The 9,707-nt window shown below is 58.3% G+C and carries 5 protein-coding genes, 3 rRNA genes and 1 pseudogene (1 of these 9 only partly in view); 7 read left to right on the forward strand and 2 right to left on the reverse strand.

Annotation, left to right across the window (positions count from 1 at the left end; translation table 11 throughout):
- From ACMGF8_RS05625 to ACMGF8_RS05645, 5 genes and pseudogenes are all read left to right on the forward strand, one after another.
- Positions 1–2,114 (forward strand): 23S ribosomal RNA (locus tag ACMGF8_RS05625); it begins 778 nt to the left of the window's first position.
- A gap of 139 nt (positions 2,115–2,253) precedes the next feature.
- A 5S ribosomal RNA gene (rrf, locus tag ACMGF8_RS05630) occupies positions 2,254–2,369 on the forward strand.
- A gap of 113 nt (positions 2,370–2,482) precedes the next feature.
- Positions 2,483–2,598: ribosomal RNA gene (gene rrf / locus ACMGF8_RS05635) — 5S ribosomal RNA — on the forward strand.
- 918 nt (positions 2,599–3,516) lie between these two features.
- Positions 3,517–4,542, forward strand: a pseudogene (locus tag ACMGF8_RS05640) (cache domain-containing protein); the annotation flags it as partial.
- Between the two features lie 69 nt (positions 4,543–4,611).
- Entirely contained in the window at positions 4,612–5,397 is a 786-nt protein-coding gene (locus ACMGF8_RS05645) for a methyl-accepting chemotaxis protein (protein ID WP_371826218.1), read from the forward strand.
- Between the two features lie 69 nt (positions 5,398–5,466).
- On the opposite strand, the gene ACMGF8_RS05650 is transcribed toward ACMGF8_RS05645, so the two are convergent.
- Entirely contained in the window at positions 5,467–6,231 is a 765-nt protein-coding gene (locus ACMGF8_RS05650) for a thioesterase II family protein (RefSeq protein ID WP_102861883.1), read from the reverse strand.
- 300 nt (positions 6,232–6,531) lie between these two features.
- Here ACMGF8_RS05650 and lapG point away from each other — a divergent pair, with 300 nt between their 5' ends.
- Positions 6,532–7,224 (forward strand): cysteine protease LapG, encoded by a 693-nt coding sequence (lapG, locus tag ACMGF8_RS05655; RefSeq protein ID WP_102861884.1) that lies wholly within the window; start codon positions 6,532–6,534, stop codon positions 7,222–7,224.
- A gap of 14 nt (positions 7,225–7,238) precedes the next feature.
- Positions 7,239–9,185 carry a cyclic di-GMP receptor LapD gene (gene lapD, locus ACMGF8_RS05660; protein ID WP_102861885.1) on the forward strand — a complete coding sequence of 649 codons (1,947 nt, stop codon included), beginning with the start codon at positions 7,239–7,241 and terminating at the stop codon, positions 9,183–9,185.
- A gap of 43 nt (positions 9,186–9,228) precedes the next feature.
- Here lapD and ACMGF8_RS05665 read toward each other — a convergent pair whose 3' ends face one another.
- A complete protein-coding gene (locus ACMGF8_RS05665; protein WP_102861886.1) occupies positions 9,229–9,567 on the reverse strand; it encodes a tryptophan synthase subunit beta in 339 nt (112 codons plus the stop codon).
- Positions 9,568–9,707: the final 140 nt, after the last annotated feature.

Here is a 9,707-nt window from a genome sequence, read left to right on the forward strand (position 1 = left end):
AATCAAGCTCGGAGATAGCTGGTTCTCCTCGAAAGCTATTTAGGTAGCGCCTCATGTATCACTGTAGGGGGTAGAGCACTGTTTCGGCTAGGGGGTCATCCCGACTTACCAAACCGATGCAAACTCCGAATACCTACAAGTGCCGAGCATGGGAGACACACGGCGGGTGCTAACGTCCGTCGTGAAAAGGGAAACAACCCAGACCGTCAGCTAAGGTCCCAAAGTTATGGTTAAGTGGGAAACGATGTGGGAAGGCTTAGACAGCTAGGAGGTTGGCTTAGAAGCAGCCACCCTTTAAAGAAAGCGTAATAGCTCACTAGTCGAGTCGGCCTGCGCGGAAGATGTAACGGGGCTCAAACCATACACCGAAGCTACGGGTATCACGTAAGTGATGCGGTAGAGGAGCGTTCTGTAAGCCTGTGAAGGTGAGTTGAGAAGCTTGCTGGAGGTATCAGAAGTGCGAATGCTGACATGAGTAACGACAATGGGTGTGAAAAACACCCACGCCGAAAGACCAAGGTTTCCTGCGCAACGTTAATCGACGCAGGGTTAGTCGGTCCCTAAGGCGAGGCTGAAAAGCGTAGTCGATGGAAAACAGGTTAATATTCCTGTACTTCTAGTTATTGCGATGGAGGGACGGAGAAGGCTAGGCCAGCTTGGCGTTGGTTGTCCAAGTTTAAGGTGGTAGGCTGGAATCTTAGGTAAATCCGGGGTTCTAAGGCCGAGAGCTGATGACGAGTTACCTTTTAGGTGACGAAGTGGTTGATGCCATGCTTCCAAGAAAAGCTTCTAAGCTTCAGATAACTAGGAACCGTACCCCAAACCGACACAGGTGGTTGGGTAGAGAATACCAAGGCGCTTGAGAGAACTCGGGTGAAGGAACTAGGCAAAATGGCACCGTAACTTCGGGAGAAGGTGCGCCGGTGAGGGTGAAGGACTTGCTCCGTAAGCTCATGCCGGTCGAAGATACCAGGCCGCTGCGACTGTTTATTAAAAACACAGCACTCTGCAAACACGAAAGTGGACGTATAGGGTGTGACGCCTGCCCGGTGCCGGAAGGTTAATTGATGGGGTTAGCTAACGCGAAGCTCTTGATCGAAGCCCCGGTAAACGGCGGCCGTAACTATAACGGTCCTAAGGTAGCGAAATTCCTTGTCGGGTAAGTTCCGACCTGCACGAATGGCGTAACGATGGCGGCGCTGTCTCCACCCGAGACTCAGTGAAATTGAAATCGCTGTGAAGATGCAGTGTATCCGCGGCTAGACGGAAAGACCCCGTGAACCTTTACTATAGCTTTGCACTGGACTTTGAATTTGCTTGTGTAGGATAGGTGGGAGGCTTTGAAGCGTGAACGCCAGTTTGCGTGGAGCCATCCTTGAAATACCACCCTGGCAACTTTGAGGTTCTAACTCAGGTCCGTTATCCGGATCGAGGACAGTGTATGGTGGGTAGTTTGACTGGGGCGGTCTCCTCCTAAAGAGTAACGGAGGAGTACGAAGGTGCGCTCAGACCGGTCGGAAATCGGTCGTAGAGTATAAAGGCAAAAGCGCGCTTGACTGCGAGACAGACACGTCGAGCAGGTACGAAAGTAGGTCTTAGTGATCCGGTGGTTCTGTATGGAAGGGCCATCGCTCAACGGATAAAAGGTACTCCGGGGATAACAGGCTGATACCGCCCAAGAGTTCATATCGACGGCGGTGTTTGGCACCTCGATGTCGGCTCATCACATCCTGGGGCTGAAGCCGGTCCCAAGGGTATGGCTGTTCGCCATTTAAAGTGGTACGCGAGCTGGGTTTAGAACGTCGTGAGACAGTTCGGTCCCTATCTGCCGTGGACGTTTGAGATTTGAGAGGGGCTGCTCCTAGTACGAGAGGACCGGAGTGGACGAACCTCTGGTGTTCCGGTTGTCACGCCAGTGGCATTGCCGGGTAGCTATGTTCGGAAAAGATAACCGCTGAAAGCATCTAAGCGGGAAACTTGCCTCAAGATGAGATCTCACTGGGATCTTGAATCCCCTAAAGGGCCGTCGAAGACTACGACGTTGATAGGTTGGGTGTGTAAGCGCTGTGAGGCGTTGAGCTAACCAATACTAATTGCCCGTGAGGCTTGACCATATAACACCCAAGCAATTTGCTTAAGAAGCGAGTTGCGGTGTGTGAAGACGAAACAAACCGAAAGTTTGCACAACACACAAATCTATTACATACCCATTCGCTGGCACGTTGCATCAGCAACGGACTGGCTACCGAATTTCTTGACGACCATAGAGCGTTGGAACCACCTGATCCCATCCCGAACTCAGAAGTGAAACGATGCATCGCCGATGGTAGTGTGGGGTTTCCCCATGTGAGAGTAGGTCATCGTCAAGATTAAATTCCGAAACCCCAATTGCGAAAGCAATTGGGGTTTTGTCTTTATGTAGAAGTTACTGATTTTGCTGACACGTTCGACTCTAGAGTCCAACGGATCGGCCACAGAATTTCTTGACGACCATAGAGCGTTGGAACCACCTGATCCCATCCCGAACTCAGAAGTGAAACGATGCATCGCCGATGGTAGTGTGGGGTTTCCCCATGTGAGAGTAGGTCATCGTCAAGATTAAATTCCAAAACCCCTGTTTGCTGACGCAGACAGGGGTTTTGTTTTTGCGCTCGATAAAGTCTGGGTAATCAAGTCACAAGGTCCTGCAGAGTACCTGTAGCTGCCGAACAGACGGCTATTACCAACGTTCGACTCTATCCTTAACGCCGGGCTCTATGCCGCTTGCCGCTCCTGCGGGCAATCAACTTGCACCACCAGATATAAATGCCATCAGCCACAGCCCACAATTGCCGGGCAGGACCAGGGTTGCAGTGGAACTCAAGCAGAAACGGCACCAGGTTCTCTCTGTAAGCCGCAGGTTCCCCCCAAAGCGCTTGAGCACTGACCGAATCTAGATAAAGCACCCAATGGCTTTGGCATAACGCCTGCGGGTGGTAGTTCCGTACGTGGTACAAACTGCCAGCAACGCAGTGTCCGGCCTCTTGTGGATACTCCTGCAGCCTTGGATATTCGGTCTGCACTCGGTCCACCAGCGTTCCGGGTGCCAGTAGTGGCGCTGCTCCTTATGCTTCATAGAGTTGAGGAAGGCATGCCGGCTCTCCACCAGAAGTGGGCGCTGAGTGCCCTGCTGATCTGGACGGCGAACTTGCTTGATGACATGGAGGCCTGCCGGCCTGATTGCCACAAATGACAATTAGTCGGGCTGTTGTGGAGGGGTTATCGATTTGGCTGTGAGCAGGAAGCTGTCGGTCATCTGAAAATGCGCGGCGGACGCTCTGGCATGCCGTTCGGCGGGAATCGGCAAGTTCAGACAAGTAATTCAGATAAATCTCTAAGGGTTCGGGGATTCTTGCCGAAAGACTGATAAGACATGTGTGCACCAAAGTAGAGCGGCCGGAGAATGTCGCCTGCACTGTTACATGGAATGTTGCTTTACGGACGCATCCCCACTTTCGGCATAAGAAGTCCCATGAAATGAATCTCAAGTTCAGCCATAAAATCCTTTTGGCCGCCTCCGGCGTAGTGGTTCTGGCTTTTGCGTTGTTCACTTTGTACAACGACTACTTGCAGCGAAACACTATCCGACAGAACCTCGAGTCCTCCATCCAGCAGGCCGGTGAGCTCACCTCCAGCAGCGTTCAGAACTGGATGAGCGGGCGAATCCTGGTGCTCGAGAACCTGGCGCAGAACGTTGCCCACCAAGGTCACAACGCAGACTTCCCGGGCCTGGTGGATCAGCCAGCCTTCACCTCGAACTTCCAGTTCACCTATGTCGGCCAGGCCAATGGCACCTTCACCCAGCGTCCTGATGCGAAGATGCCCGACGGCTACGATCCGCGTCAGCGGCCCTGGTACAAACAGGCCGTAACCGCCGATAAAACCATGCTGACCCCGCCCTACATGGCGGCTGTCGGCGGTCTGGTGGTCACCATCGCCATGCCGGTGAAGAAGCAGGGAGAATTACTCGGTGTGGTCGGTGGCGACCTGAGCCTGGAAACCCTGGTGAAGATCATCAACTCGGTGGACTTCGGCGGCCTGGGCCATGCTTTCCTGGTCAGCGCCGACGGTCAGGTGATCGTCAGCCCGGACAAAGACCAGGTGATGAAGAACCTCAAGGACATCTATCCCAGCGCCAACGTACGGATCGCCAGCGGCAACCAGGAAGTGGTCCTGAACAAACAGGAACGCATCCTTTCCTTCACCCCGGTGACCGGTCTGCCGAATGCCGAATGGTACATCGGCCTGTCCATCGACAAGGAAAAGGCCTACGCACCACTGAGCCAGTTCCGTACTTCTGCCTTGATCGCCATGTTTATCGCTGTGGCGGTGATTGCGGTATTGCTGACTCTGCTGATCCAGGTGCTGATGCGCCCGCTGATCACCATGGGCCGGGCGATGCAGGACATAGCTCAGGGCGAAGGCGACCTGACCCGGCGTCTGGTCGTGGAAAGCAAGGACGAGTTCGGCGAGTTGGGCAGTTCGTTCAACCAGTTCGTGGAACGGATTCACGCCTCGATTTCCGAAGTGTCCTCGGCTACTCGCCAGGTGCATGACTTGTCGCAACGGGTGATGGCATCGTCCAACGCGTCGATCATCGGTTCCGACGAGCAGAGCGCCCGCACCAACAGCGTGGCCGCAGCGATCAACGAACTGGGTGCTGCCACCCAGGAAATCGCCCGCAACGCCGCCGATGCCTCGCAACACGCCAGTGGCGCCAGCGAGCAGGCCGACGACGGTCGCCAAGTGGTGGAGCAGACCATCCAGGCGATGACCGAGCTGTCGCAGAAGATCAGCCTGTCCTGCACCCAGATCGAGACTCTGAATGCCAGCACCGACAACATCGGGCACATTCTTGATGTGATCAAGGGCATCTCCCAGCAGACCAATCTGTTGGCCCTCAACGCCGCCATCGAAGCGGCCCGTGCCGGTGAAGCCGGCCGTGGTTTCGCCGTGGTAGCCGATGAGGTGCGTAACCTGGCCCACCGTACCCAGGAGTCGGCGGAAGAGATCCACAAGATGATCACCTCCCTGCAGGTCGGGTCCCGCGAGGCGGTCTCGACCATGAATGCCAGCCAGGCGTCCAGCGAAGAGAGCGTCGAAGTGGCCAACCAGGCCGGTGCACGGTTGATCAGCGTGACTCAGCGGATCGGCGAGATCGATGGCATGAACCAGTCGGTGGCTGCGGCAACCGAGGAACAGACCGCGGTGGTGGAGACCCTCAACGTCGACATCAACCAGATCAACCTGTTGAACCAGCAGGGCGTTGCCAACCTCAATGAAACCCTGAAGGACTGTGATGCACTGTCGCAGCAGGCCAGCCGCCTGAAGCAACTGGTGGACAGCTTCAAGATCTGAGGCCATCAGGGACCGCCCCTAAAGCCCGCTCCTGCATCACAGCAGAGCGGGCTTTTTCATGGGCGGCGTTCAGGCCAGGTGTTCCCCCAGCAGCCCCAGGTGCGTGTTGATCACCTGCAACAGGCGCTGGCGCTGAGACTTGATGAAGAAATGGTTGCCGGCCACTTCAATCAGTTCGAATTCGCGCCCAGTGAACTCTCGCCAGTTGAGCATATGGTTGGCTGTCGCCAGCGGGTCCTCACTGCCATAGAAAGCCGTCAGCGGTATGTCGAGGCAGCCGCTGGAGGTGTCGTACCAGGTTTCGAAGAGTTTCAGGCCGTTGCGCAGCAAACGTTCGTAGGATTGCAGGTCGTTTTGCCCCCGGGGCATCTCCAGGGGGCTGGCGCCGAGAGTCAGGATCGCTTCGCGGAATGCCTCGATGGGCAATGAGTGCAGCAAAGGCCGACGGGGCAGGCTGTCAGGGCTGCGGCAGCCAGAGACGAACAGGTGGCGGGTCTGCTGTGGAAACCGCTCCTGGGCGTACTTGCAGGTTTCGTACGCCAACAGTGCCCCCAGGCCGTGGCCGAACAGCGCATGGGGCTTGTCGAGCCAGGGATTGAGGGCGGCGAACGTGTTTTCCAGCAGGCTCGGCCAGTTGTCACAGGGCGCTTCGTCGCGGCGTGGGCCGTGCCCCGGAAGGTTGATCACCACCAGCTCGATGTGATCGGCCAGGCTGTTGGACCACACCCGCAGTTGCTCCGCTGCCGCCCCGGCCTGGGGAAAGCAGATCAGGCGTATGCGGGTGGCGTGCCCTGAGTTGATCACCAGCGTCCATTGTCGGGTGTCGGTGTACACAGCTTTTCCTTAAGCAAGGTGGCCCGTGGGCGGGATCTCGTTGCGGACAAGAGGCCGTTGGAGGGGGACGTCCCAGTCCGCGAATGGTTTCTAACATAGTGGCTGGCGCGGCTGAATGCACGTGGCCACTGGTGAAATTCATGGGCTGTCGCCGGCAACGCAAATGCCACTTGACGCTATTCTCTGAGTGTTGAATGCAGGCCCTTCCCTGGTGGCCGGTGATTGTAAGGTGCCATTGTTTTTTGTCGGGCCAGCCTTCACCATCAGCCGATTTACGACAGCTCCCATGGACTCATTGCATTGGCGGCACGTTTAGCTCTTTTTCGGACCTTGCGCTGGTTCTGCTCGGCACTGCTGCTGGCTGGCGCGCTGCTGGGCAGTCTGCACGCCGACTGGGATTTTTCCCTGATCAGCCGCCGTGCCACGGCGCTTTACGGTCCCCTGGGCGAAGGTCAGCAACGTATCGATGCCTGGCAGCACCTGCTGGCCACGCAGAAGCAGGTGTCCGAGCGCGAGCAGTTGAAAGTGGTCAACCTGTTCTTCAATAAGAACATGCGCTACATGGAAGATATCGATCTGTGGCGTCAGGTGGACTACTGGGAGACGCCGATCGAGGCGCTATGGAAGGGCGCTGGCGACTGCGAGGATTATGCGATTGCCAAGTACTTCAGCCTGCGGCGTCTCGGGGTGTCCAGTGACAAACTGCGCATCACCTACGTCAAGGCCTTGCGCCAGAACCGCGCGCACATGGTCCTGACCTACTATTCCACGGCGGACGCCATGCCGCTGGTGCTCGATAGCCTGGAGGACTCGATCCGCCCGGCCAGCGAGCGAACCGACCTGCTGCCGGTGTATTCCTTCAATGCCGAAGGGTTATGGCTGCCGGGCGCCAAAGGCAACAAGCGGGTCGGTGATACCAAGCGCCTGTCCCGTTGGCAGGACGTGTTGAAAAAAATGCAGGCCGAAGGTTTTCCGGTCGAGACGACTAACTAGGAGCACGAGCTCAGATGTCTTTGTTCAAACAACTGTTGATCGCAATCTGTGTGTTCCTGGTGGTCGCCTTCAGCGGCAGCTTCATGGTCAGCCTGGAAAGTTCGCGCACCCAGTATGTCAATCAGCTGCGCTCCCATGCCCAGGACGCGGCCACGGCCCTGGCCTTGTCGCTGACACCGAATATCGACGATCCGGCGATGGTCGAACTGATGGTCAGTTCGATCTTCGACAGCGGCTACTACGCCAGCATCCGGGTGGTGGACCTGGCCACCGACAAGACCATCGTCGAGCGCAACGGCATCCCGGAAGTCAGCAATGTGCCCCAGTGGTTCGTCAAGCTCATCGGCCTTGAGCCTGCCGGCGGCGACGCCATCGTCAGTCGCGGCTGGGAGCAGGCCGCGCGGGTCGAGGTGCTCAGCCATCCGATGTTCGCCGTGGCCAAGCTTTGGCAGAGCGCCCTGGGCAGCCTGGGCTGGCTGTTGATCTGCGGCGCGGTGAGCGCGGTGCTCGGTGCCCTGTTGCTGCGGCGCCAGCTCAAGCCGCTGGACTACATGGTCCAGCAGTCCCATGCCATTGCCCGCCGCGAGTTCCTCAGCCTGCCGCAACTGCCCCGAACCCCGGAACTGCGCCGGGTAGTGCAGGCGATGAACCAGATGGTCGAGAAGCTCAAGGCGCTGTTCCAGGAGCAGGCCGAGCGCAGTGAAAAACTGCGCATCGAGTCGTACCAGGACAGCCTGACCGGGCTGGCCAACCGGCGTTATTTCGAAATGCAGCTGCATGCCCGGGTGAGCAACCCGGAGCAGGCCAGTTCCGGTTACCTGCTGCTGTTGCGGGTCAAGGACCTGGCTGGCCTGAACCAGCGTCTGGGGGGCCAGCGCACCGACCAACTGCTGCAAGCGGTGGGGGAGCAATTGCTGCGCGAGTGCAACAAGTACCCCGAAACCCAGAACCTGGTGACCCGGGTCCGCGGTGGCGAATTCGCCGTACTGGCGCCCGGCCTGGTGCGTGAGGAAGCCATCCAGCTGGCCCAAAGCCTGGACAGCGCTCTGGGCAACCTGCATGCCACCGGCGCCACCGACGTTGCCGCAGTAGCCACCATCGGTCTGGCGGCCTTTGCTCACGGAGATTCGCCACAAGCGGTGCTCAGCCTCGGTGATCAGGCCCTGGCCCAGGCCGAAGCCCAGGGCGAGACCAACTGGGCCTGCCTGGATCAGGGGGGCGGAGCTCAAGTCGGGGATGATCACCATGCCTGGCACCGGCTGCTGGACCGGGCGCTGTCGGAGCAGCGCTTCAAGCTGTATTTCCAGCCGGTGGTGGCGGCCCAGGACACCACGCTGGTGCTGCACTACAAGGTGTTGTCGCGGTTGCTGGACGAGCAGGGCCAGACCATCCCGGCCGGGCGCTTCCTGCCCTGGTTGGAGCGCTTTGGCTGGACGTCGCGCCTGGATCTGCTGATGTTGGAACAGGTGTTGAAGCAGATGGTCGGACATGACCACTGCCTGGCGTTGAACCTGTCGGCAGCCACCCTGGAAGATCCTCAGGCCCTGAACCGGGTATTCGAGATTCTGCGCCAGCACTCTGATCTGGGGCCGCGCCTGACCCTGGAAATTGGTGAAGAACAGCTGCCTGAGCAGATTCAGCTGGAACAGTTGACCCGGCGCCTGCGGGAACTGGGCTTCTCCCTCAGCCTGCAACGCTTTGGCGGGCGCTTCAGCATGATCGGCAACCTGGCGCGCTTGGGCCTGGCCTATCTGAAGATTGACGGCAGCTACATCCGCGACATCGATCAGGAAAGCGACAAACGCCTGTTTATCGAAGCTATCCAGCGGGCTGCCCACAGCATCGACCTGCCGCTGATTGCCGAGCGGGTCGAGACCCAGGGCGAGCTGCAGGTGATTCGCGAGATGGGGCTGTATGGCGTGCAGGGGCAACTGTTCGGCGAGCCAGCACCTTGGGCTTGAACGTGCATCCGCCGGCAAGCCGGCTCCTGTAGGCGAGGGGCTTTCAGATCAAACCGGTTTCATCATCATTGATCAGCCGGCTGAGTCCACCCAGGGCCTCACGGGCCTGGGTGCGATCCATCAGCTTGGCCTGAGCCGCCGCCGGCAGGTCGGTGACGCGAATCACGCCCTTGCTGGTCAGGACCTGAATCAGGTCGTCCAGCACCCGGATCATTTCCAGGTCACTCTGCTTGAGCTGCTTGAGACTGACTTCCACCGCCTCGTTGGCGTACCAGGTCTGGATCTCGTGGTGATCGGCGGGCAGCGTCTCGGTAGCCTCGGCGTAAGCGGCGGCTTCCACGCGAATCAGCTGACCTTGCGCATCGCGTTGCACGTAGAACATGGCAAATCCCTCAGGCTTTTTTAGGCATCCGGCTGTCAGCAGCATAGGCCAGCGCAGCATTCAGAGCGCGAGTATGCGGTGCGCCGCGACAATCGTCACGGCGCAGGCTGTTGGCCAGGACCCGGCAACCACCCGCCAGG

The sequence above is a fragment of the Pseudomonas sp. BNK-7 genome, from assembly GCF_048072025.1.
Taxonomy (GTDB): domain Bacteria; phylum Pseudomonadota; class Gammaproteobacteria; order Pseudomonadales; family Pseudomonadaceae; genus Aquipseudomonas; species Aquipseudomonas danubii.